This is a genomic window from Caballeronia udeis, assembly GCF_001544555.2.
Lineage (GTDB): Bacteria > Pseudomonadota > Gammaproteobacteria > Burkholderiales > Burkholderiaceae > Caballeronia > Caballeronia udeis.
The window spans coordinates 23,262-47,757 of the sequence record NZ_FCOK02000004.1; the positions used below are offsets into that span (position 1 = coordinate 23,262).

Annotated in this window: 21 protein-coding genes and 1 pseudogene; 12 read left to right on the forward strand and 10 right to left on the reverse strand. The window is 59.4% G+C overall.

Going from position 1 to position 24,496, the window contains the following annotated elements:
* Positions 1-51: 51 nt before the first annotated feature.
* From AWB69_RS04355 to AWB69_RS04395, 9 genes are all read right to left on the reverse strand, one after another.
* Positions 52-1,170 carry an NAD(P)/FAD-dependent oxidoreductase gene (locus tag AWB69_RS04355; protein WP_062082553.1) on the reverse strand — a complete coding sequence of 373 codons (1,119 nt, stop codon included), beginning with the start codon at positions 1,168-1,170 and terminating at the stop codon, positions 52-54.
* Positions 1,163-2,593, reverse strand: coding sequence for an FAD/NAD(P)-dependent oxidoreductase (locus AWB69_RS04360; protein ID WP_062082930.1), 1,431 nt, complete (start codon positions 2,591-2,593; stop codon positions 1,163-1,165). Before AWB69_RS04360 ends, AWB69_RS04355 begins: the two co-directional genes overlap by 8 nt.
* Positions 2,594-2,616: 23 nt before the next feature.
* Entirely contained in the window at positions 2,617-2,970 is a 354-nt protein-coding gene (locus AWB69_RS04365) for a (2Fe-2S)-binding protein (RefSeq protein WP_062082555.1), read from the reverse strand.
* A 31-nt stretch (positions 2,971-3,001) separates the two neighbouring features.
* Positions 3,002-3,796, reverse strand: a complete 795-nt coding sequence (locus tag AWB69_RS04370; RefSeq protein ID WP_062082558.1) for an ABC transporter permease — start codon at positions 3,794-3,796, stop codon at positions 3,002-3,004.
* Positions 3,797-3,815: 19 nt separating this feature from the next.
* Positions 3,816-4,730, reverse strand: coding sequence for an ABC transporter permease (locus AWB69_RS04375; protein WP_062082560.1), 915 nt, complete (start codon positions 4,728-4,730; stop codon positions 3,816-3,818).
* Positions 4,723-5,799: an ABC transporter ATP-binding protein gene (locus tag AWB69_RS04380; RefSeq protein ID WP_062082931.1), complete on the reverse strand. Its 1,077-nt coding sequence runs from the start codon at positions 5,797-5,799 to the stop codon at positions 4,723-4,725. Before AWB69_RS04380 ends, AWB69_RS04375 begins: the two co-directional genes overlap by 8 nt.
* A gap of 295 nt (positions 5,800-6,094) precedes the next feature.
* Positions 6,095-7,609 carry an L-piperidine-6-carboxylate dehydrogenase gene (gene amaB, locus AWB69_RS04385; protein ID WP_062082562.1) on the reverse strand — a complete coding sequence of 505 codons (1,515 nt, stop codon included), beginning with the start codon at positions 7,607-7,609 and terminating at the stop codon, positions 6,095-6,097.
* Between the two features lie 300 nt (positions 7,610-7,909).
* Entirely contained in the window at positions 7,910-9,127 is a 1,218-nt protein-coding gene (locus AWB69_RS04390; RefSeq protein ID WP_062082564.1) for an aminotransferase-like domain-containing protein, read from the reverse strand.
* Complete coding sequence (locus tag AWB69_RS04395; protein ID WP_156528735.1) at positions 9,124-10,071, reverse strand: DUF1338 domain-containing protein; 948 nt, start codon at positions 10,069-10,071, stop codon at positions 9,124-9,126. Before AWB69_RS04395 ends, AWB69_RS04390 begins: the two co-directional genes overlap by 4 nt.
* A 267-nt stretch (positions 10,072-10,338) precedes the next feature.
* On the opposite strand from AWB69_RS04395, the gene AWB69_RS04400 reads away from it, so the two are divergent.
* The 11 genes and pseudogenes from AWB69_RS04400 (at position 10,339) to AWB69_RS04450 (ending at position 22,206) form a co-directional block, all read left to right on the forward strand.
* Positions 10,339-11,256, forward strand: coding sequence for a LysR family transcriptional regulator (locus tag AWB69_RS04400; protein WP_062082574.1), 918 nt, complete (start codon positions 10,339-10,341; stop codon positions 11,254-11,256).
* Between the two features lie 786 nt (positions 11,257-12,042).
* Positions 12,043-14,511, forward strand: coding sequence for a DUF2345 domain-containing protein (locus AWB69_RS04410; protein ID WP_062082578.1), 2,469 nt, complete (start codon positions 12,043-12,045; stop codon positions 14,509-14,511).
* A 53-nt stretch (positions 14,512-14,564) separates the two neighbouring features.
* The gene (locus AWB69_RS04415; RefSeq protein ID WP_062082581.1) at positions 14,565-15,692 is read left to right on the forward strand and encodes a lipase/acyltransferase domain-containing protein; all 1,128 of its coding nucleotides are present in this window, start codon (positions 14,565-14,567) and stop codon (positions 15,690-15,692) included.
* Between the two features lie 568 nt (positions 15,693-16,260).
* Positions 16,261-17,247 carry a T6SS immunity protein Tli4 family protein gene (locus AWB69_RS04420; protein ID WP_062082583.1) on the forward strand — a complete coding sequence of 329 codons (987 nt, stop codon included), beginning with the start codon at positions 16,261-16,263 and terminating at the stop codon, positions 17,245-17,247.
* Positions 17,248-17,324: 77 nt separating this feature from the next.
* Positions 17,325-17,648, forward strand: a complete 324-nt coding sequence (locus AWB69_RS04425) for a hypothetical protein (protein WP_062082586.1) — start codon at positions 17,325-17,327, stop codon at positions 17,646-17,648.
* 69 nt (positions 17,649-17,717) lie between these two features.
* Positions 17,718-18,551: a hypothetical protein gene (locus AWB69_RS04430; protein ID WP_062082588.1), complete on the forward strand. Its 834-nt coding sequence runs from the start codon at positions 17,718-17,720 to the stop codon at positions 18,549-18,551.
* A 66-nt stretch (positions 18,552-18,617) separates the two neighbouring features.
* On the forward strand, positions 18,618-18,908 hold the full coding sequence (locus AWB69_RS45525; RefSeq protein WP_075643861.1) for a PAAR domain-containing protein: 291 nt from the start codon (positions 18,618-18,620) through the stop codon (positions 18,906-18,908).
* Between the two features lie 90 nt (positions 18,909-18,998).
* Positions 18,999-20,315 carry a hypothetical protein gene (locus tag AWB69_RS49175; RefSeq protein ID WP_062082590.1) on the forward strand — a complete coding sequence of 439 codons (1,317 nt, stop codon included), beginning with the start codon at positions 18,999-19,001 and terminating at the stop codon, positions 20,313-20,315.
* Positions 20,267-20,968 (forward strand): annotated as a pseudogene (locus AWB69_RS04440) (type VI secretion IcmF C-terminal domain-containing protein); the annotation flags it as partial. The gene AWB69_RS49175 and the pseudogene AWB69_RS04440, both read left to right, overlap by 49 nt.
* Positions 20,969-21,029: 61 nt before the next feature.
* Positions 21,030-21,212 (forward strand): hypothetical protein, encoded by a 183-nt coding sequence (locus tag AWB69_RS04445; RefSeq protein WP_062082594.1) that lies wholly within the window; start codon positions 21,030-21,032, stop codon positions 21,210-21,212.
* Positions 21,213-21,351: 139 nt separating this feature from the next.
* On the forward strand, positions 21,352-22,206 hold the full coding sequence (locus tag AWB69_RS04450) for a hypothetical protein (protein WP_062082596.1): 855 nt from the start codon (positions 21,352-21,354) through the stop codon (positions 22,204-22,206).
* A gap of 383 nt (positions 22,207-22,589) precedes the next feature.
* Here the strand turns inward: AWB69_RS04450 and AWB69_RS04460 are convergent, their stop codons facing one another.
* Complete coding sequence (locus tag AWB69_RS04460; RefSeq protein ID WP_062082601.1) at positions 22,590-23,513, reverse strand: LysR family transcriptional regulator; 924 nt, start codon at positions 23,511-23,513, stop codon at positions 22,590-22,592.
* A 101-nt stretch (positions 23,514-23,614) separates the two neighbouring features.
* On the opposite strand from AWB69_RS04460, the gene AWB69_RS04465 reads away from it, so the two are divergent.
* Positions 23,615-24,493, forward strand: coding sequence for an aldo/keto reductase family oxidoreductase (locus AWB69_RS04465; RefSeq protein WP_062082604.1), 879 nt, complete (start codon positions 23,615-23,617; stop codon positions 24,491-24,493).
* Positions 24,494-24,496 lie beyond the last annotated feature (3 nt).

Below are 24,496 nucleotides of genomic sequence, written 5' to 3' on the forward strand. Positions count from 1 at the left end.
CTCCTTCAGAGGTGGTCCTGCCAGATTTTGTTCGCACTTTTTTTGGGTCGCTCAGGCAAATCTCTCGATGGAAAATGCATCGAGAGGCGTGCTCGTCGTGCCCTCAACAACCAGGTCGGAAAGCACTTCTCCAACCCCCGGGGCAAGCAGGAACCCGCCGCCCGAAAATCCAAACGCGTGAAGCAATCGCGGCGTAGTCCGGCTAAAGCCGATCACCGGATTATCGTCAGGTGTACTGCCTTCCACACCTGTCCAGGTCCGCAACAGCAAAGCATCTTTCAACGCAGGTAACAGCGCACATGCCGCACGCATCACCGTCCGTGTAGTCTCCGTGAGCGGTTGGGCATACTCACCATCCCCCAACCCGCGACCACCGCCAATCACTACATTGCCGCGCGTGACCTGCCGGGCATAAATGCCGCCGCCATAGACCCCAAGATTGTGATCGATGAAAAAAGGCAGCGGCTCGGTCACCCACATGTTCGGGTAGATCGGTTCCATTGGGATGGCTTCGCCAAAGGACGCGGCCACCGTGTTGCCCCAAGCGCCTGCAGCATTGACCAGCCAGTCGCTCTGCGCCTCGATCGCCGCACCCGAGTCATGCCGGGCCTGCACAACAAACCGTTCCCCCGCCCGCACGATGTTCGTCACGGCAGTCTGCTCGCGGACATCGGCACCGGCTGCACGCGCCGCGCGCGCAAATGCGGGAGAAACCACACGCGGATTCGCATGGCCGTCGCCGGGGCACAGCGAGCCGCCCACCGCAGCCTCGCCGAGCCACGGGTAACGGCGCCGGAAAGTCGGCCCGCTCATCAGTTGCAGGTCGAGACCGAAAGGGTTGGCAAGCTGCGCGTACGCTTCCAGCGCCGCCAGATCCGCAACGCTACGGGCCAGCCGCAAGTGCCCCGACACAACGAACTCACCATCCGTGCCCACGAGTTCCGGCAACCGGTCCCAGATCAATCGCGCACGCACGGCCAACGGCAGTTGTTCGGCCGGCCGGCCCTGACGGCGCACGCCGCCGTAATTCACGCCGCTCGCCTGTGCGCCGCAATACCGGCGCTCGAAAAGCCCGACCTTCAGACCGCGCTTTGCAAGCATCAGGGCCGTCGATGACCCCACCAATCCGCCGCCCACCACCAGCACGTCAAACCGCAATTTCTCAGTCATCGCGTGCGTGCTCCGGAATGGCCGCGAGATGATCAGCTTGCGAGACTTCGTCCATCATTGCTATCGATAGAGGCACGGGTTTGATCGGCGCCTGTCCGCGCAAACGTCCGGCCTCCGCGATGGGTTTGCCCGTCTCCGCGCTCAGCAATTCCGCCGCCGCCGCGCCGCACATACGCCCCTGGCAACGACCCATGCCCACGCGCGTAAGCGCCTTCAGCCGATTGATCTCGCTCGCCTCGCCAGCGCGTATACAACGGCGCAGCGTGCCGGCATCGATCTCCTCGCAGCGGCACACGGTCATGTCGTCCGGCCAGTTTGACGTGCAATCGGAGGGCGGCGCAAACGCCTTTTCCAGCCCGATACGAAATTGGGCGATGTTCGCCAGTTGCCGGTCCAGCTTCGCAGCCTGACCCTGAACGTCAGCGTTGCCAGCTCTATGCCCAAGGTCTTCCAGCATCGCGAGCGCCGCACGACGGCCAGCCAGTTCCGCAGCATCCGCGCCGGCGATACCTGCGCCATCGCCGGCGAGATAAACGCCCGGCACCGAACTGCGGCCGGCCGAATCGCGCTCCGGCAGCCACGCGCGATTAAGCGCATCGAAGCGAAAACGGCAACCTGCGAGGTCAGCCAACTGCGTTTCGGAACGCAGCCCATAACCGAAGCCAACCGCATCGCAGGGAATGGTCAGCTCCTGGCCGCCATCGCGATAGGTCATGCCCTGCACAGCTTTATCGCCGGTGGCACGCACAAGCGTCACGCCACGTTCGATACGAACCCCGCGAGCCGCCAGCCAGCCGACGTAATAAAGGCCCTTCGCAAAGGTGGACGGCTGACGCAACAAACGCGGCGTCGCGGCGATCTGGCGCGAGAACGGATTGGTATCGAGCACCGCCTCCACCTGCGCGCCCGCTTTCGCATATTGATACGCCACGAGGTAAAGCAACGGCCCCGTTCCCGCGAACACCACGCGGCGTCCAATCGCACATCCTTGGGATTTCAACGCGATTTGCGCGGCGCCAAGCGTGTAGACGCCCGGCAGCGTCCAGCCCGGAAACGGCAAAACGCGATCCGTCGCGCCGGTCGCAATCAGCAAGTGCGAATAAGGTACCGCGCGTTGACGGCCAGCGTGGAAGGTATCGAGTTGTGCGGCACCGCATCCCCACACCAATGTGTCGGGCCGGTAATCGATCTTTGCAATCAGTCCCGCCATGGTGGAATGCACCGCGTCGGCCTTGCCTGCTTCCATGCCATACAACGTGCGTTTGCTGCGGGCGAAACCGGCATCCGCCGGCGGCTGGCGATAGATCTGGCCACCGGCACGCGGCGCTTCATCGATCACAACAGGCACGATTCCGGCTGCCACCAGCGTCTCAGCCGCGCGCACACCCGCGGGTCCCGCCCCGACGATCACGACCCGACGCATGCTGTCTTTATCGATTGTCGTGCTCACGCTCCTGTCACTCCCAGAGACCGGGTCAGCACTCGCATGCCCTCCTTCACGAAGGTCGAACATGCTCTGATCCGCGTGCCCTCTTCCAGTTGCACCCAGCAGTCCTGGCACGCGCCCATCAGACAGAAACCCGCACGTGGCTCGCCGCTGAACTCGGTGTCGCGCACCCGCCGCGCGTGCAGCAGGATGGCGCTCAATACCGTATCGCCGGTCAGCGCTGTGATGGCCGCGCCGTCCAGCATCAGCGTCACTTGCTTGCGATGCGTCTCCGTAAGACGCACGAATTGCGGTGCGGCATCGGCCGCTATTGGCGGCTGAACGGCAGATGCTGCATTTGGAAGGTTTGTCATCGCGTAGAAAGAAGTCGTAGGCACTGAGCGATCAATGCGAACCGATCAGGATCCGGTTCAGTCCATACACGCGGTCCAGCACGATCATCGCGCCGGCTGTAATAAAGATCACGAGCGCGGACACCGAAGCCATCATCGGGTCGATCGATTCCGTCGCGTACATGTACATCCGCACCGGCAACGTGATGGTCTGCGGCGATGTCACGAAGATCGACATGGTCAGTTCATCGAAGCTATTGATGAACGCAAGCAGCCAGCCGCCCGTGATGCCTGGCAGGATCATCGGCAAGGTAATGCGGCGAAAGGCTGTCCATCGGTCCGCACCCAGCGACTGCGCCGCATGCTCGATGCTGCGATCCATGCCGCTCACCGAGGCCAGCACCAGCCGCATCACGAACGGCGTAATGATGATCATGTGCGCCGCGACGAGCCACGTGAACGAGCCGGTCGCGCCGATCATTGCGAAGAAGCGCAGGAACGCAATGCCGAGCACGAGGCTTGGAATCACCAGCGGCGAGAGGAACAAACCGTTGAGGAATTCGCGCCCGGGAAAACGTTCACGGCCGATGGCAAGCGCCGCCGGCAAGGCCAGCGCGAGCGACAGCGTAGCCGACGCAAACGCCAGCCTGATGCTGTTGAAAAACGCCGAGATGAAATCCGGGTAGTCGAGAATCGCGCGAAACCAGCGCAGCGAGAAGCCATGCGTGGGCAGCGTCAACGTCTGGTCCGGCGTGAACGCCACCAGCACGATGATCACGAGCGGCGCCAGCACGAACAGGATCACGAGCGTGTGGAAACTCAGGGCAACGAGGCCGTTCTTTCGCATGGCAGCGGTCTCCTTAACCTTAACCCAGGCTTCTGGAGTAACGACGCTCCAGAACCCGGTAGTACGTGATCATGATCACGAGGTTCGCGATCAGCAACAGGATCGCGATGGTCGCGCCCAGCGGCCAGTTCAGCGAGCCGAGGAATTCGTCGTAGACAGCGGTGGCCGCCACTTTCAGGCGGCGGCCGCCAAGCAGGCCGGGAATCGCAAACGCGCTCGCCGACAAACCGAACACCATCAGGCTGCCCGACAAAATGCCCGGCGCGATCTGCGGCAACACGATGCGCCGCAACGTGGTTGCCGGTGACGCCATCAGCGAGAGCGCAGCGTTTTCCACTTGCGGGTCGAGCTTCTGCAGCGAGGTCCAGACGGGGATCACCATGAACGGCAGCATCACGTGAACGAGCGCAATCACGATCGCGAAGGTGGTGTATTCCAGCTTGTACGGACCGAGGCCAAAGAGTCCGAAGAACTGATTCACGATACCGCCGGTGTTGAGCAGCATGCTCCAGCCGAACGCACGCACCACGACTGAAACAAGCAACGGTGCGAGGATCACAAGCAGGAACATCGAACGCCACGGGTCACGCATGCGGTACAGCACGTACGCTTCGGGCGCACCAATCGCGACGCACAGCAAGGTGGTCAGGATCGCGATGCCGAAGGTCCGCGCAAAAATGGTCTGGTAATAGCTGTCCGTCAGCACTTCGGCATAGTTGCCGAACTGGAACGCCGCGATCGGGCCGCTGGCCGGATCGAAGCGATAGAACGTCAGCACAATGGTCATTGCGAGCGGCGTCAGCACGAGGACCGCGAAGAGGATGAAGGCAGGCAGGCTCATCAGCCACGGCGGCACGAACGCATGCCAGGGCGCGCGGTCTTTCTTCAGCGCACCGCTATCTTCAGGGCCGGTGGAATCGATCGTACTAGCCATGGCTCGCTTCCTGGATCACGCGCACGGCGTCACGATGCCAGTCGATGCCGACCATCGCGCCCTCCGCCACCGGCTCCGTACCTTCGTTCTGGCTACAGACCAGCACTTCGCCAATCGCGGTATCCACACGATAAAGCCATTGGCTGCCGAGGAAAAAGCGGCTGGTGACAGTCGCCGTCAAGCGCCCCGTGCCCACCTCGCACAAGTGCAGTTTTTCCGGACGGATGCACAAGGTCACCGTATCGCCTTCGCGCCACACCGTGCCCGCATCGATGCAGGCAATGCCGGTCAGGTCATGCCCGAGATCCACATGCACTTCGTTGTGACGCGCCTCGGTCACCTTACCCGCCAGCATGTTCGCCTTGCCGATAAACTGCGAGACAAACCGGTTCTCCGGTCGCTCATACGCGCGATACGGCGAGTCCACCTGCGTCACGCGCCCTGCCTCCATCACGACCACGCGGTCGCTGATGGACAGCGCTTCCGACTGATCGTGGGTAACCATGACCGTAGTCGTGCCGACCTTGCGCTGAATCCCGCGCAATTCGAACTGCATCTCTTCGCGCAGCTTGGCGTCGAGGTTGGACATGGGTTCATCGAGCAGCAGCACCGGCGGCTGGATCACCAGCGCGCGCGCAATGGCAACCCGTTGCCGCTGACCACCCGACAGTTCACGCGGATACCGCGCCGCGAGCGCATCGAGCCGCACGAGCGCCAGGGTCTCGCGAATCCGCTCCGCACATTCAGCCTTGCCGACGCCCCGCATTTCGAGGCCGAAGCCGACGTTCTGCGCCACCGTCATGTGCGGAAACAGCGCGTAGCTCTGGAACACCACGCCCAGGCCGCGCTTGTTCGGCCGCACGTTCGTGATGTCGCGGCCGTCGAGTGAAATCCGTCCGCGCGTTACGTCGATAAAACCAGCGATCATTTGCAGCGTCGTGGTCTTGCCGCAGCCTGAAGGCCCCAGCAGGGAAACGAATTCGCCTTTTTCAACCGAGAGGCTCACGTCGCTCACGGCGTTCAGGTCGCCGTAGGCTTTTGTCAGTTTGTCCAGCACGAGAAACGACACGGTGGCCTCCAGGGTCTGGCGGAAAAACAGTTGAACGGTCGCGAGTATTTGCACGAACGCAAAAGCAAACACCACGCGAAGACAGGCGGAACGCGCTTCTTATGCGAAGCGCGTCATGGGACAGGGTCGAGACAGGTTCACGCGCAACAACCGGGGATGACCGCGGAGGCCTGACGTCCGCTTAAGCGCCGCGGTTCGCGTGCGCCCAAGCGGATGAAAGGAGTTGGCGTCAGGGGTGGGACGCCAGGTTGATGTCTCGTTTTGATTCTTCTTTTAACGCTACTGCAAACTCAGGTCAGACGTCGAACTTCACGCCTTGCGCAAGCGGCAGCTCACGGCTGTAGTTGATCGTGTTGGTCGCGCGGCGCATATAACCCTTCCACGCATCGGAGCCCGATTCGCGGCCGCCGCCGGTTTCCTTTTCACCGCCGAACGCGCCGCCAATTTCTGCGCCGCTCGTGCCAATGTTCACGTTCACAATGCCGCAATCGCTGCCCGCCGCCGACATGAACTGCTCGGCTTCGCGAATGTCGTTCGTGAAGATCGCCGACGACAAACCCTGCGGCACGCCGTTTTGCAGTTGCAGCGCGTCAGCGAAGTCGTCGTAGGTCATCACGTAGAGGATCGGCGCGAAGGTCTCGCGTTCGACCACAGCCGTTTGTGCGGGCATGCGCACGAACGCGGGGCGCACGTAGTAAGCATCGGCGTGGCCGCCTACGTCCACTCGCTCGCCGCCCTTCACATTGCCGCCTTGCTCGCGGGCATCACCCAATGCCTTCTGCATGGCGTCGAACGCGGCGCGGTCGACCAGCGGACCGACGAGCGTATCGGCTTCAAGCGGGCTACCCACTTTCACTGATCCAAACGCTTTTTCCAGGCGCGGCAGCAACTGGTCGACCACGCTGGTATGCACGATCAGGCGACGCAGCGTCGTGCAACGCTGACCCGCCGTACCGACTGCCGAGAAGGTCACGCCGCGCACGACCAGATCCAGGTCAGCGCTGGGCGCGACGATCACTGCATTGTTGCCGCCGAGTTCCAGGATGCTGCGGCCCAGGCGCTTCGCCAGCACTTGCGCCACTTCAATCCCCATGCGCACGCTGCCGGTCGCGCTGACCAGCGGCACCTTGGGCGACTCGGTCAGCACCTGGCCGACATCGCGTGCGCCGAGCAGCAACTGGCTCAGGCCTTCGGGTGCTACGCCCGGATGAGTCTTGTCGAATTCACGCAAAGCCTTTTCAAACAGCGCGTGGCAGGCGATAGCCGTCAACGGAGTTTTTTCCGACGGCTTCCAGACCACGGCGTCGCCGCAGACAAACGCGAGCGCCGCATTCCACGACCACACCGCGACCGGGAAGTTGAACGCGGAGATCACGCCGACCACACCCAGCGGATGCCACGTTTCCATCATCCGGTGACCCGGACGCTCGGACGCGATCGTCAGGCCGTAAAGCTGGCGCGACAGGCCGACAGCGAAGTCACAGATATCGATCATTTCCTGCACTTCGCCCAGGCCTTCGGATGTGATCTTGCCGGCTTCCAGCGTGACGAGGCTGCCGAGCGCGGCTTTGTGTTCGCGCAGCACGTTACCGAAAACGCGCACGAGTTCGCCGCGCTGCGGCGCGGGCACGGTGCGCCATTTGAGGAAAGCGGCGCGGGCAGCGTCGATCTTGCGGGCGGCATCGGCGGGAGAATCTACGGCCAGTCCGGCCAGCGTTGCACCGTCAAGCGGCGAACGCGCCGTCAGGGCGTTGCCCTTCCATTGACCGAGGTCTACACCGAGTGCGCCAAGAATATCGTTCAGTTTCATCACTTCCTCTCTATGTCGGGTGGCTGCCGGGCAAGGCGGCGCAGCTTGGGGCCGCAGTCCGTCAGTGCCGCTCTGGAACCCGCTCCGGCGCTTGAATGGTCACATTCGCCGGAACAGAGTTTCAGGGCTTAAAAAAACCGCTGCAATTGATTAATCGGCACGACTTGGTGCGCTGGAGGAACCAACCATGCTCAAAATACCCAGCCCAAGCCGTCATCAGCGTTCAGGTTACGCGATTAGAACGCGTTTCACCGCATCTGGCGAGCCATACGGTGGCTTGCCCGCGCGTCTGCACCCGGTCTAGCGGTTCGCCAGCGCGAGCTTGAGCCGCCGCACGCCTTCGAACACTTCGGCCTCGCCCGGCGCGGCGGCAAATGAAAGCCGCATGCTCGACTCGTCCGGATCGCGCACATAGAACGCCGGTCCGGGAACGTAGATCACGTTCTGTTCGATCGCGCGCTTGAGCAGCGCGGCAGACTGCCGGCCGCCCGTCAGTCGCGCCCAGATGAACATGCCGCCCTCGGGCATCACGTAGTCAATCTCGTCGGGAACAAACTGGCGCAGCGCGCTCGACAACGCCTCGCAACGCTTGCGATAAGCCAGCGCAATCGTGTGCAGGTGTTCCGCGAGACGCCCGCGCTCCAGATAATGGCGCGCCGTTTCCTGCGCGAGCGGCGAGGTGCAGAGATCGCTGGTCTGTTTGGCGACGAGCATGCGGCGTGTGATGGCGGGCGGCGCAATCGCCCAGCCGACGCGCAAGCCCGGCGCCACAATCTTCGAGAGGCTGCCGAAATACACGAGCCAGTCGCTTGCGCCCAGAATGGCATCGGCGAATGCGGTAATGGGTTTCACCGGCTCACCCGAGAATCGCAGTTCGCCATACGGGTCATCTTCGACCAGCACGAAACGAAACCGCATTGCAAGCCGCGCAAGCGCTTCGCGACGCGCCGACGGCAAGGTCGCGCCCGTCGGGTTGGCGAAGGTCGGCACCGTGTAGAGCAGCTTTGGCCGCCTCGACGGATCGAGCGCTTCGAGTTGAATGGCAAGCGCATCGACATCGATACCCTGCGCGTCGGTGCGCACCGGGATGAGATTTGCGCCCGCGAGCCGCAGCGCCTGGATCGCGGCCGGATAAGCCGGCTCTTCAATCAGCACCGCGTCACCCGGTGCGACCAGGATCTTGATCAGCAGGTCGAGACCCTGCTGCGACCCCGTGGTCACGATCACGTCGTCCACGTCGCGCGTCACGCCACGATCGCTCATTAACCGCAGGATCTGGCGGCGCAGAGCGGGGGATCCTGCCGTGTCGCCATATTGCAGGCACGCGACCGGATCGGACGAATACGCGTCTTCCAGCGCCTGGCCAATCCCCGCCCGGTCGAAAAGATCCTTCGACGGATATCCGCCCGCAAACGAAATCATCCCGGGCCGGCTGAGGTACTTGAAAAGCTCACGGATCGCGGAGCCTTGCGGCGCCTTGAACGGTTCCGTGAAATCGTAGAGGTCGGAGGAGTTCACGCGGCCGCCGTCATCTTGAAGATGCCGGTGGCGTTGCCGGCATCGAAACCGAGATCGAGCCTGGCTCGCCCAGTAGCCTCGTCCATGACCGCGTCGCGGCTGATGAACTCGTAGAACGAGCCCGGCACGTCGCGTTCGATCCGTGCACCGTCGGCACCGATAAACTCGCGGCGCACGGGGTCGGCGCGAAACGCCGTCTGGCGCACCCGGCCCGACTTCGAAATTTCAACGCTGTCCTTGATCGGACGGCCGAGGACGCGCTGGGCATCGGCGACGGCAAAGACATCGTCCACGCGGTCGGTCGCATGATTGAACGCGTTGCCTTCGGTTGCGATCCACGCCATTTCCGCCGACTCGGCGCGCAGCGTTTCATAGTCCGTCATACGCGGCACCGGGTGCTGGCGCTCGAAACAACGCACGAGTACCGGCAACAGGTCGAGGGCGGTTGCCAGCGGCAACGAACGGTCGCGCTCCAGTTCCGCCAGCGACGCAACCGCTTGCGGCGTGAGCGGATCGACGCTCTGGCCGATCACGTTCGTTACCGCTTGCTGGAACTCGGGGCTGAAGCGCTCGGGATGCAACTCACTCACGAAGTACTGCGCGATTTCATCGGGGGCATCGATGTGCATGTACGAGCGCCCCGTCATCTTGATGCGATCGAGCGGATATGTGCCGTTCAGCACGAAACCCAGCGGCTTCAGGATGCGCGTGAACACGGCTTCGCCCGGCGGCAACGCGCCGGATTCGGTCCAGCGCACAGTGCGCAGCGCGCCGTGGTCGAACTGAACGCGGGTTTGCGTGTGTTGAAGGTCATCGGTATAAGCGCGGCCCGTCGGCACGCGCTCGAGCAGGCCAGCGAACAAGGCCATGTTCATCGCCTGCGCCAGTTCGGCACGGGTAACCGTACCGGGCGTAGCGCTGGCGAGTACGGAGGGCAAGTTCATTAATTGCACCAACCCGGTTACATCCGATTCTGGAAGAGCTACGGCGAGCAATGCGGCTAGATTCGGGTTCATTGGTTGTTTTCCGGCTGATCCAGCGTGGTGCGAGCCCCAGGGCCCGGTTCGGCGCTTCAATGGAAGGCGATTCTGGGGCGTGTCGAAAAGCTGCACAATTGATATAAACTCACCACTTCATTCTGAAATCGAACCAAGTCGGCTGAAACAGCTTCCGGCCCGTGGCTTTTATAGCGTAATCAGTACAAGGCGAACATGAGAAAAGGCATTCCCAACCTGGTTGCCCTGCAGATCTTCGAGGCCGCCGCGCGCCACGAGAGCTTCACCCGCGCCGCCAATGAGCTCGCGCTCACGCAAAGCGCGGTGTGCCGCCAGGTCGCGGGACTGGAAAGCCGCCTGGGCGTCGCTTTGTTCCTGCGCATCAAGAAGCGCATTGTGCTGACCACGCATGGCCGTCATTACGCGGCGCTCGTGCGCAAGAATCTCGACCGGATCGAGCGCGACACCCTCGAATTGATGGCGCAGCGCGGCGTGGGACGGATTCTGGAAATAGCGGTCGTGCCAACACTCGCCAGCCAATGGCTAATCCCGCGCCTGCCGCAATTTCGTGCGCTGCGGCCGGATATCACCGTGAATCTGTCGATACGCACCGAGCCTTTCCTGTTCAGCGATTCGCCCTTCGACGCCGCGCTTTATTTCGGCGATTCGGTCTGGCCCGGCACGCAGGGGAAGCTGCTGTTTCGCGAGGGCAAGGTCGTGCCGGTCTGCAGTCCTTCCCTGCTCGCCGGGAATGCGTCCGGTTCTTCTGTTTCGCTTGAGCAGCTCGCCGACTTGCCGCTGCTGCATTTATCGACACGGCCCGACGCCTGGCGCACCTGGTTTCGCCTGAACGGGCTGGAGCACGATGTGCGCGCGGTACGCGGCGCGCGCTATGAGTTGTTCACCATGCTCACCAGCGCGGCTCAGGCGGGTTTGGGCGTCGCGTTGCTGCCGGAGATCTTGCTCGCAGACGAATTGTCGTCCGGCCGGCTGGTCGTGCCGCTGGATAAACCGATGTCGGGCACGTCGGGTTATTACCTCGTCGCACCCGATGAAATCGCCCACGACGAACCGTTCGTCGCGCTCTCGGATTGGCTGAGTTCGATCGTGCCGCGAACGCAAGGCGACGCGTAGATCAAATTACTACAACCAGCGCGAAACTTGGCGGGGATTGATCTGGCCGTCGAACGATTCAGAGACCAGGGCATGCGTTTGCCATGGCAGACCGGGCAAGCCGGCTCAAACAAAACGTCGAATTCGGGGGACATTGGGCACTGGTGCGAATCCTGGAAAGGACGAAGGTCGAACCTGTCGATAGCGTGACGTTCAACTCACATGGCAAACCACGCCGGCCACGCGAATGATGCGCGTCGCCACGGTCGCGCCACAGGGAAAGGCTTCATCAACGTCGCCGAACGCGCAAAAAACCCTCACTTCAACGTAGACGTAGCGAGCTCAGCGCCCTTCTACGTGCTTTTCGGCCACCCCTGCATGATCGATCTCCGCCACGTATAAAACCGCACGCTTTCTCCGTCGTACGCGTGCATGTCGCTGAACAGACAACGCTTCTAACCGCCGAACCCATGCCATCGGAACGGGAACGGAATCACTCTCAAAATTCTCAGTCATTTCTCTTCTCCGATCTACTTTCTCTTTTGATAAGTACAACAAATCTCCCAAAAAATGAAACAGATGATTCGCCTATAAATCCACCAAAACCATACTCAGAAAAATCCGAATTTTTGTTTGCGACCATTTGTGACCAAAAGCGCTTCCCCATTTGCGTAAGTTCAACGAACATCCACAAGCATGACTGTTCATCGAAACATTGAAGGCGAACGTTCTTTGTCTTGCGTTTGTATAGGGCTTTCAAAACGATGCAGGTGGTGGCTTTGCGGGACAAATCAAGGATCGTAAGAGATGGCAGAAACTAATCAGACAGCGGGATTGCAGCGCTCACACGACTCGCGCGTAAAGAGCCTGCAGACCTATCACGTTGACGTACCGAGTGCGGCGAACGCCAAGGACATCTCTGTGGTCTCGTATAGCGCCCGCGAGGGTATGGCCTCACCCTACGAGATTACGATCGAATTTACGCACCCTGAGCTGCTCTCCCGCGCCGACTACCTCGGCCGCGACGGGCACTTCGCGATCACCGCAGAGGACAGCGCCGAACCTCGGGTATATCGCGGCATTGTCGCGAAGTTCAAACGGATCAAAAAGACCAAGGATTTCTTCAGCTACACGATCGTCATAACGTCGCAGATGGCGCGGTTGGGTCTTCTGCACAGATGCCGCGTGTATCAGCAGCAGAGCGGGCCGCAGATCATCGAATCGATCCTGTTGAGCGATAAGTTCATGGACCACCAGTTTGTGTTCAAGCTGCGTCGCGAATATCCGGTCCATGACTTCCGGCTGCAATACCAGATGTCGGACCTTGACTATATCCATTTGCTTTGCGAGCAAGAAGGACTGTTTTGGTACACAGAACAAGGTAAGCACGGTGACGTAATCGTCTTCGGCGACGATATCGATCACTACGTCTATACGCCTGAATTGAAGGTGCGGTATCGCGAGAACGCTGGGCTTGAGGCGGGAACTGAAGCGGTATTCGCGCTAGAGACGCACGCCGATCTGGTGCCGCAATCGGTCATGGTCGCGGATTACAACCCACTGATCGCTTGGGAGCGGTTCAAGCACGAGGCCAACGTCGCGATCAACGATACGACGACCTATGGCACGCCCTACATCTACGGCACGAATCACCTGACCCAGGACGGTGCGCAGTGGGAAGCACAGTTGCGCCACGAGGCTGCGATCGCCTGGCAGGTGGTGTATTACGGGCAAAGCAATGTGCTGGAGTTGCGACCGGGCCGCATTCTGCGCATTGATGAGCCCCTGCCCGATGCACCGAGTGGGCAGGTGATTATCGAGGTGACGCACTCTGGTGGGCGCGGTGTGGCTTACACCAATTCGTATAAAGCCATCCCGTCCGACCGGCGATTTCGATTGAAAATTGAAGAGAGTAAGTGGCCCAAAATTTCTGGGGCATTAAGCGCGCGCGTCACGTCACCGAACAAATACCCATATCCGTACATCACGAAATTCGGTCACTACGTAGTTCGGTTGGATCTCGATTTCGATGAGTGGAATCCGGGGGGTGAAAGCATTCCATTGCGGCTTGCGAAGCCCTTCGCGGGTGCACTGCAGACGGGTTTCCACTTTCCGGTACTCGACGGAACCGAAGCGGTCATCATGGCCCGCGATGGTGACCCGAACAAGCTCTTCATTTCGCAGTTCCATCACACAAGTCTGCAGACCGACTTGATCACCAATCATGACCGGTGGATGTCGCGTCATGTGATCCGTACGCAGAGCAATAACAAGCTGCGCATGGAAGACTGGAAGGGCGAAGAGCACGTCAAGCTCAGCACCGAACACTCCGGCAAGAGCCAACTGAACCTCGGTCACTTGGTCGATGATGAACGGCAAAAACGCGGTGAAGAATATGAGCTGCGTACATCGGGTTACGGGGCGATCCGCGCAGGTAAAGGCATGTTCATTACGGCCGATGATCAGCCTGGCGCAAGTGGCAAGCAGCTTGACATGATCGCTGCCGAGGGACTGCTTGAACAGGCCCTTCAGCAAATGCAGGCGCTCGCCGAAGCGGCCAAGGTTGCACAGGCAATTGCAGCCGATTACGACAAGCAGAAGGCGCTTTTCAATGACACTCTCAAAGGACTTAGAAAGGCCGGCATTCTCGTAAGTGCCCCGGCGGGTATCGCCCTGGTTTCGGCCGATCATTTGCAGCTTGCCGCTGCGAACAACTTGATAGCAACCGCTGGCGGCAATGCTGATATCGGCGTGATCAAGCGCTTCACCGTGGCTGCCGGCGACGCCGTGTCGCTGTATGCGCAACGACTTGGCATGAAGCTGTTCGCCGCAAAGGGCAAGGTTGAAATCCAAGCGCAAAGCGATGAGATGCGATTGCTGGCTGACCAGAACATGACGATCACCAGCGTCAACGGGCGGGTGACGATCGAAGCGAAAGAAGAACTGTTGCTTAAGTGTGGCGGATCTTACTTTCGTATGTCGTCTACTGGCATCGAAGATGGTACTCGCGGTGACCGGACCTTCAAGTCCGCTTCGTTTGGCAGGCAAGGACCATCTTCGCTTGGCGAGTCTATGAACACTTGGAAGCACGCCAAGTTCGATGAGCAGTTTGCGTTGAAATGGCCCTTCAGCAACAAGCCGGTCGCCAATCGAGCATTTTCAATAGTCTTGGGGGATGGAAGTGTGGTGAAAGGCATGACCGACAAAGCCGGAATGACAGATTTGCAGAAAAGCGTTTTTGTGGAGGGGGTTAGGTTGCGCATAGGCCCGAAGTAACAACATTACGAGATCTATAAAGCGGGATGCCCTAATCGACAAGCGAACAGCAGATGCCCATAACCGAACGAATCCTTAACGCTGAGATAGCCGACGATGGCTCAGTTCATTACGCTTCTACTACGTCGCCATCCGATGACAGCATTGCCGTGTGTCATATGGTTCCTGATAGGGTTATCCCCGTGATCTTTGTTCCAGGCATTATGGGGACAAATCTTAAATCTATCGAGTCGCGTGATCCCGTTTGGCTCATCGATAGCTCGCTGGGCGTAGCGTCGGATTGGGTCTTCGCCGGTGCCGCCACGCGCAAGACCCTGCTGGATCCTGATTTAACTGAGGTTTTCGATGGCGGCAAAATATACAGCGGTACGAATCAGACAGAAGAGGAGTTGCGCCGGCGTGGATGGGGGGAGGTTGCGCGAAGTAGCTACGGAAAATGGCTAGTTTGGCTTGAGGACGCGCTCAACGATGCCGCTAAGTGTAAAACCGGACCGCGCGCTCAACTATTTGAAACACTCATTAGCGACAAGACAGGCCCAGCCTTACTTAAAGATGAAGAGGTAGAGCTATCGTACATGTATCAGATGCCCGTTCATGTCGTTGGCTACAACTGGCTTCAGTCTAATAAAGCGTCGTCGGAACGGCTGTCGGCAAAGATCGACGAGTTCGTCGCGAAGTACTCCGCCGAAGGGAAAATGTGCGAAAAGGTTATCCTAGTTACCCATTCGATGGGTGGCCTCGTAGCGCGTTATTACTCCGAGGTTCTGCCTAACAAAGGCAACGGTAAAGAAGGTCAGACTAGCGCCGGATGCCGCGAGAAGGTGCTGGGAATAGTGCACGGAGTAATGCCGGCAACCGGATCAGCAACCGCGTACAAACGAGTCAAAGCCGGGACCGAGGGCATAGCGGGATACGTACTTGGGTCAAATTCCGCTCAAATAACGGCGGTTTTTGCACAGGCGCCCGGCGCCCTACAACTATTGCCAAGTACGGAATACGGATCCGGATGGCTAAAGATACAAGACGGAGACTCTACTCAAGTTCTCCCTCAATCTGATCCGTACACCGAGATATACACAAAAGAAAAAAATGGTGGGCATTGGTCGACGAAACCCTCATTAATCCACTTGATCCAGAAAAAATCTTCGTTAAGAAAGATTGGGATAAGGTTGTTGAATTAATCAGTGAGGAAGTGTACCCCTTCCACTATGCAATCGCGAATTCGTATCACAGTCAGACTTATGCCTTCTTCGGAGATGACCCAAGTCACGCAACTTGGGGCGATGTTGTATGGAAGCGAAAGTTACCTCGTTTTTTCGGATCAAGAACCTCCAAAACTGCGTTCCCTGATCTTCTAGAGCAGCCGCCGGGGACGGGAATCGGAACCGGCTCGTACACCATTCTTGACGTGCATAACAAAAGCTCCGCATCGGCGAAGTTTGTTCTGCAAGCTGCTAACGAGAATGGTGACGGGACTGTACCAGTTCGATCCGGTAGGGCCCCTGCCGGCAAGCGAGGGGTTCAAATTTGTCTCGCTTTCCCCGATGTGGACCATGAAGGTGCTTACAAAAAGCAGACGCAGCAATTGTTCGCGCTCTGGGCGATTACAAAATTAGTAGGTGGTGTAAGAGGCACGGCATTGGAGTATCAAGAGTGTTAGCAATAACAATAAGGCGCTCGCTTCTGAGTTTCGCCCTCAGCGCCGCGTTGGTTAGCACGAGCTTTTCCAAATTAAATCTTCGAGACGAAATGACAACAATTGATCCGATAAATGTTGAGCTGACCTCACGCTGCATCGGCCGCTTCGTGGTGTCGATTCCGACACGGGCATCAACATCAGGACGCGCGAAAATCCAAGGTGTTGAATTCGATGCTCAGCCGATGTCGCAGGAGCTTTCTGAAAAATTCCTTGACAATCGAGAAAACTCAATCAGAAAGACCAAAAGCAAATACAAATACCTGTATGCAGAGGGCGAGGCAGGCCTAAAGGGTTCGAAATACTTCATCTCGCTTGGAGACCCGAATTCCCTAAGTGACGGCACGCGACTCATCGAAGCCTACAAATGGGATCGTGGATATTTAATCAAGCTTTGGACTAACGCTTTTGATTGGACCAACTCTGTCTTCAAAGAACATCCTTTGTATAAAAACAATCCAATAAAAAGCAATGTGCAAGAAAAGACACAGGCTTTGGTTGCCATGTTGGCGCGCGTTCGGGGTCGCCCCGACAATGAGACCCCATCTGAGCCAGGTGTCTGCTTTTTAGGTGGATTTTTGCCGGGCGGTGCTACTGATTCAGAACGCGTGCAGAACTTCTTTGTTCTACAAGATCATCCAGATGTCACTATTAACGTTACGGCTGACTCCGGAATTAAGGAGACCGACTCGCTTTTACAGCGAGGTCAAGAGATCGAGCGCATGCTCAATGCGACACCAGGTGGTCGAACTCTGCGAAAGGGAGTCGTTAGCCTTCAAGGTGCGTTGCCCGCGGAAGAATGGCTGATCTCGGGCACTATGCCGCGCGGAGTGTTGGGAAACATCTTCAATTTGGAGGGTAACTCGCTCACGGGAAGCGCACTTACTCCACTAGTTACATTGAATCTGCATAACGGGGGAACGTCCCCGAACACTAAACTGGATGCGGAACAAAGCCATGCATCGATATCCGAAAACGAAGCGATAGCATTATGGGATGTAGTTTCACGCACGCTGCGGCCCCGTCCGAACGGATTTTAAAATAGCTAGGCATGCCAGTTGACCATCAACAATTGCCAGGGGAAGAACCAGAACCGGCAATTCCGCCCTCAAAGCTCATGTGGAGCATTGCGTTCGTCGTACTGCTTGCCGCGGGAGGTGCGGCGACAGTGCTGCTATGGCCGAAACACGTGCCGACTAATGACTGGCAGTTCTGGACGACGCTCGTCGTTCTTCCTACCGCGCTTGCGACCTTCATCGTGTCGCGTAGATTTAGCGCATACGAGGCGAGCAAGCTAGACGTTCAAGCCAAGAACGATGTTGTTGGCGCATACAACCAAAGCGTTTTCGACGCAGCCAGCAAGCCATTCGCTGTCCTCGCTGCGGCATATCGCTTTTCGTGCGATCGTAAAGATAACGCACTGGACGGAATTCGCAATTAGTCAACGAAGCTTGTTTCGCAGGCCGCGATCGCGCAGGCAGCATCTCCGGTCCATGCACGGTGGCTGATCGTGCCTTCGGTCAAGCTTGCAGCGGGTCCCCTAACGGCTGACAAGAAACGGCACATCGAGGTCGCGAAGTGGCTCTTCGGAGAATTAATTGGAGACATCTCCAAGACCATTAAGGCGCTGCCTCAAAGAATCTCGCTTGACATTCATTTCGTCGTCTCCAGTCTACTTTCCATTGAAGAGCGGGACGGCCTTTGGAATGACAAATGGGAGGAGTTCGGTTTGCGTCGGGCCGATATTGCAATCAACGATTCCGAAGTCGATCTCATGATGCTTGACCGCTGGCTGGATCGGACAATTGAAACGGCTGAGACCAAAGCTCGACTGATCGTTGCCATTCAATTGAATGTTCTTCAAAGCAAGTCGCCATCGCCCGGCTCCGCAGAAGCGGCTGTCGCGCTGCTCCTTTTGCCCCAATTCGCGGCGACTAGGCACGCGTTGATCTCGACGGCAAATCTTCATCGACCGGTTCGTGGCGGATTTGGTCAAGCAAACGAAGTCTTGCGGCCTGCACTGAAATGGGCCGGTGCCGTAGCGGCGGAGATTAAGGGTATTTGGGAGACTGGTTTCGATGCGACGCAGTGGGGACAAGTTGTTTCGGAAAGCGGCTTGCTCGGTCTACGGAACAATGCGACCAAGATGGACCAGTCGATCGGTTTCGCAGGCGCTGCTGCTCCTTGGCTAGCGGTCGCGTGCGCCGCGAAATCTTTGTCTGGTAATGAGCCGAGGCAGATGGTATTTGCTGGTTCGGAGCACACGTTCGACTGTGCAGTGCTCGTTCACTCTACGGTGGCGAATGAGCCAACATCTTCGACCTTAGCTGAACCATCGGTATAAGGCTGGTTGGACGTGCGTGGCGGCATGTTGATACCCGATTTTAGCAATCACAGGAGTTGCACCATCATGACAAAGCGCTACGACCTTGTGCAGGGAGATAAGACAACCACGGGGGCAACCATACTGAATGGCGATTCGACCGACATGCTAGGAGATCGAGAACAAGCTTACGAAGGTCACCCCGTGGCATGTCCCGTGTGCAAGACGATCGGACGAATCGTGTGTGTCGAACCTCGCCATTCAATGACCTCTCCGGATGGACGCGAAGCGGCGCTCAGCGACGACATCTGCTTATGTCTTTGCCATCCGAGTTCGCGCTTCCTTCCTTCTCAGTACATCTTGTATATGGAAGTGTGATGCGTAAGCGTACATGTGCCTCAGAAATATCGGTTCGCGGGACCACCTAAACATAGGAGGTTCGCTCAGACTTTAGAAGAAAGCATCGCAATGAAAAAACTGTCCCTAGACGTACTGAGCATAACGGCGCTGGCTCTGGTCGTCGGTCTTTTCATCCTTGTGTGGGGCAAAGAGATTGGAGTCACGACGCCGGAAGCGCGGAGCAACTGGATCGCTGGCATCGCCATTTGCGCAATGGCATTTGCTTTCTTATTCGCATTCGACAATCGAGCGAGATTAAGCAGTGCCGCGCGTAACCTCGCGAGATGGCTGCACGTCCGAGAACCTGAGATGGCCGGCACCACACAAGGTGCGCTGGCAAAGTCGCCGAGTGCGGCAAAACCGACAGAAACCGGTCTGAGCGCGCTGCGCGCTTACTTGCGCGCGGAGAACGGGATTCGCTGGCGCTACCGCCAATCGTGGCTTTTGTTGACAGGCGGCGAGACAAACATCAGTCGCGCTATGCCGGATCTGGCTCAAAACGGCTGGCTCGTCACTCAAGATGCCGTGTTGTTATGGAACAAGGCCTCCTCTGACGGTCGGCTGGACGAAGGCTGGCTTCGCCAACTCTACGCCGTGCGCCGTAATCGCCCAATTGACGCCGTAATCCTGACCCTTGACGACACGGTTGATTCATTTCCTCAGCGTCAAGGGATGGGCTCTCACAGCGTGACGCTCGCACGCATTGCCAACGTGCTGCACTGGTCCGCGCCGGTCTACGTGCTCGACGTTGCGGAGACCGATAAACTCAACGATGGACGAACAGCATTACTAGGTTGCGAATTCGCACCCGATGCCAACGAGCGTTCGATCGAATCAACCTTGCTTGAGTTGCGTAGTCGTATTGGGCATATGAGCGTCGGGCAATTGATTCGAAGCTACAAAGACCAATACGCCGCGAGGTTGTCGGAGCGACTCGATACGCGTAGCGCGCCACTCGCCGCGTTGATCGCATCGCTGGCAAATCGCGAGGCCCGACATCAGCCCGTAAGCGGTGCGTTCTTTGCACCGTTTCCGCTTGCCGTTGATGCAGGGGCAGTTGCCGATCCGAACGCGCCCACCACAGTCGATCTGCCGCTATGGCCTCACCTCGCGACGATCGCCCGCAGGCAACGCGGTCGACGCATGGGCTGGCATCCGGTAACGGTGTTTTCTACCGTAGCCCTGACGATCATTGGCCTATGGACCACAGGCATGCTGATCTCCGGCATGACGAACGGCCTCAGCTTGTCCGAAGCCCGGCAGACAATTCAAACGCTCAAGTCCGCACCCGATCCCGCCGCCCGTCTACAAGCGTTGCTCGCACTGCAACAGCAGGCTTCGACTTCAAACCGATTCCGACACCGGGAATCACCGACACCGTACTGACGATCGACGCGCAAAAACTCCACTACTACAACCAGCGTGAGACATGGCAGGGCCTGGTCTGGCCATCGAACGATCCCGAAACCAAGGGCACGCGCTTGCAATGGCAGACCGAGCAGGCGGGCATGAACAAGAACTTCGAATTCGGCGGCCGTTGGGCGCTCGTGCGGATGCTGGAACGAGCGAAGGTCGAGCCTGTGGACAGCGCGACATTCCAGCTTACGTGGCAAGCAGCGCCTGATACCCGGATGATGCGCGTGGCTGCTGCAACATCGCCGATCGCCGCCTCGTCGACTGCGCAAAAGCCTCTGCATCGAGCGGGTGACGACTGGAACAGGTCAGCGGAGGACCTGAGCACATCGATCGAGCACTCCTCACTCGATAGCCTTGTCACCCAGGAACCCCTCACCGCGGCGCCCGCAAACCTGACTTACCCGTTGAGTTATCTGATGCGCACTGACGTCGGCAAGGGGCCACTTGAACTGCTCGCGTTGAAGGGATTTGTCCTACCGAACCGCATGTTCATCGACAAACCGGCGCGCGCGGCGAACGCAAACACGTCCGCCAACCCACCGCAGCTACCTAAAGCAGCACTTGAAGCCGCCAAACACGCCGTCACGCCGCTGCCCGACGTCACCCTGACTGGCTCGCTATGAATTTCCTCGCAACGCCACAGGCCCCTGTTCCGGTCACCCTCTCGCAAGGAGCACGCACCGCATGATCACCTTTTCAAAGCTCCTCAACGCCCTCTTCGGCGCGCGCTCCCCCTCAAGGCGCACGATGCCTGGCGCATCCAGCCACGCGCAGATCTTCGACATGTGGGTGGTGTTGGGCGGGCATGCGTGGGAACCTGAACACGGTGAAGCGGCATACGTCCCAGCCAAGCGGCACACAATCTGACGCGTCACGACTGGACTCGTCCCGGTTGACCTTCAACCCCACCGCGGCTAAAGGCCGGCCTTCGTCAGCCCTCGACACGTCAGGCGCCGATAGACCGCACTAGCGGACATTGCCTGGCCGCTGAATCCAGAAGAATCAGATGATGAAACGCAATGATAGCTACCAGGCAGAGAGCGCGAAAAACCCGGAACATGTTGACATCGCGACTGCGACGCAGCCTGCAAAACGTACGTCGAATGCGAGGCTCACGATTGGCGAAATGCATGTCATCGCTGCAGGGCACAAGGGCAGGTGTCTGTCGCTGCACTTTGTGAATACCGATACGCATCTGGAATGGGAATGTGCCGAGGGACATCGCTGGCTGGCGATCCCAAGTAGCGTGAAGAGCGGGACATGGTGCGGTATCTGTTCGCGGGAATGCCCTCGCGTGCCGCTGACCGAGGTCCGTCGCGTAGCCGAAGAACGCGGTGGCCGCTGCCTCGCATCGAAATATGTGAATGGGACTACGCCCCTGCTGTTCGAGTGCGCATCCGGACATCGATGGAAAGCGCAGCCCGCTCTGGTCCGAGTCGGGCATTGGTGTCCGCAATGCCTGTACGCAAGCCGGCGCGGCACGATCGGCAAGATGCAGGAGATCGCCGAAAGCCGCGGTGGTCAACGTCTGTCCGAGGTGTATGTCGACCAGCGTCGCCCGTTACGATGGCGCTGTGCCAGTGGTCACGAGTGGGAATCGTCCGCCAACAGCGTGCAGGATCACAGGTATCCTTACTGTATGCACGAGCGCCTCCGCACAGGTATAGGCCGAATGCACGAAATCGCCGCCACGCACGGCGGACGCTGCCTGTCTGAGTCCTATGCGGGTACGAATACGCGACTTGAGTGGCAGTGCGCGACGGACACGTCTGGCAGATGGCGCCTGGCCAACTTGCCAAGCGTTGGTGCCCATTCTGTAGCGGCCGCCTCTGGTACACATTGGCAGACATGCAGGCGCTGAAACGTGGCCGTGGTGGCGAATGTTTGTCGGAGATCTACGTTTCGATGCGTCACAAAATGCAGTGGCTGTGCGAACGGGGGCACGCCTGGTCAACGACGCCTGCCATCGTGCTCAACGGCTCCTGGTGCCCGAAGTGCGCCCACCTGTCGCGCTTCGTGCACGAGAAAGCGAAGCGAAAATACTTGGCGTCAAGCTCGCTGACCAAGGAGGCTGACGTGGAACGCCGTTCCCTGCAGTTTCCAGCCAGCATGTGGTGCGGCGAGGGCAGGTGCAACCGACCGTCCGCCGCCGTATCCTGCCCTTGAAGGGTTGTGTCCGACGCGTCCGTTGGCGTGCTCCTTTCGCGAAACAAGTCTGCAAATCCTCGTTTTACCCAAGAGGGCCTACTTCAACGGCCCCCCATCGCATCGAGATAAATCAGCCGCCTTCACGAAATCGATAAAGACGCGCAACGGTGCGGGCAGGTGGCGGCGCCCCGGATAGTAGAGAAATGGCCCGGAAAAGCGCGGCCACCAGGGCTCGAGGATGGGCTCCAGCGCGCCGCTATCGAGGTGCGGGCGCAGCATTCCCTCGAACAGGTGAATCACGCCGACACCCTCCACGGCCATGCTGATTGCAAGGTCCATTGCCGCGCCGGGCCTGACCAGCAGCGGCCCCGTAGGGTCCAGCCGCACCACCTCCCCGCCCCGCTCGAAATCCCACGTAGGCTTCGCGCCGCCGGAAAACTGACCACGCAAACATGCGTGAGAAAGCAGTTCGCGAGGGTGCTCGGGTCTGCCGTGCGTATCAAGATAGCCCGGTGCCGCAGCGGTCGCGAAACGCTGCACACGCGGCCCGATCGGAATGGCGATCATGTCCTGCTCGAGCCTTTCGTCATAACGAATGCCCGCGTCACAGCCGATCGACAGCACGTCGACGAACCCATCCTCGACCACGACTTCCACGCGAATGTCGGGGTACGCTTTCAGGAACGGCGCGATAACCCCGGGCAGCACGATCCGCGCAGCGCTCGACGGCACGTTGAGTTTCAGCGTGCCGCTTGGCGTGTCCCTGAAACCATTCAGGACATCCAGTGCAGCTTCCATCTCGCCGAACAACGGCGTCAGCTTTTCGATGAGACGCGAACCTGGTTCGGTCGGGGCCACGCTGCGCGTGGTCCGGTTGAGCAAGCGCAGGCCGAGCTTCGCCTCCAGGCGGCGCACGGCAATGCTGAGACTTGACGCGGAGACGCCGCTGATCCGGGCGGCGTCGCGAAAACCGCCGGCGCGAGCGACCGAAACAAACGCGGCCAGATCATTCAGTTCCATGGTCACTGTTCACTTTTTTTAACAACCCGTGCAATTTAGACCGGATTATCGAACAGCGCAATCGTCTCCATACTGGCGCCACGTTCATCAAGGAGAGTGTCATGTCGAAGTCAACCATCAACACATTTCCGCTTGGTCACCGACCGGTGCACCGTCTGGGCTACGGCGCCATGCAACTGGCCGGACCCGGCGTATTCGGGCCGCCGAAGGATCATGATGCGGCGGTCGCCGTTCTGCGCGAAGCGGTGGAGTCGGGTGTCGATCACATCGATACAAGCGATTTCTACGGGCCGCACATCACCAATCAGATCATTCGCGAAGCGCTTCATCCGTACCGGGACGACCTTGTGCTCGTCACCAAGGTGGGCGCCGTCCGGGGTGAAGACGCCTCATGGCTGCCGGCGATGGAACCGGAAGATCTCAGGCGCGGCGTCCACGACAACCTGCGCAATCTCGGCCTGGACGTGCTCGACGTGGTCAACGTGCGGATCATGGGGAACATCCACGCCCCTGCGGAAGGATCGATTGAAAAGCAGGTCACGGCGCTTGCCGAACTTCAGCGCGAGGGACTTGTGCGCCACATCGGACTGAGTAACGTGACCGCGGCCCAGATCGCCGAGGCGCAGGGCATCGTGGAGATTGTCTGCGTTCAGAACCATTACAACCTGGTCCATCGGGACGACGACACGCTGATCGACGACCTGGCGAGTCAGGGCATTGCGTACGTGCCGTTCTTTCCGCTCGGCGGGTTCACGCCGATTCAATCCTCCGTGCTCTCAACGGTCGCCCAAACGATCGGCGCGACACCCATGCAGGTGGCGCTCGCCTGGCTGCTGCATCGCGCGCCGAACATTCTGCTGATCCCGGGCACGTCGTCGCTCACGCATCTGCGGGAAAACATGCAGGCGGCAGAATTGACTTTGCCGGACGCGGTGCTCGCTGAACTGGACGCGATCGGCGAAGCCCACGGGGAACATTGACCG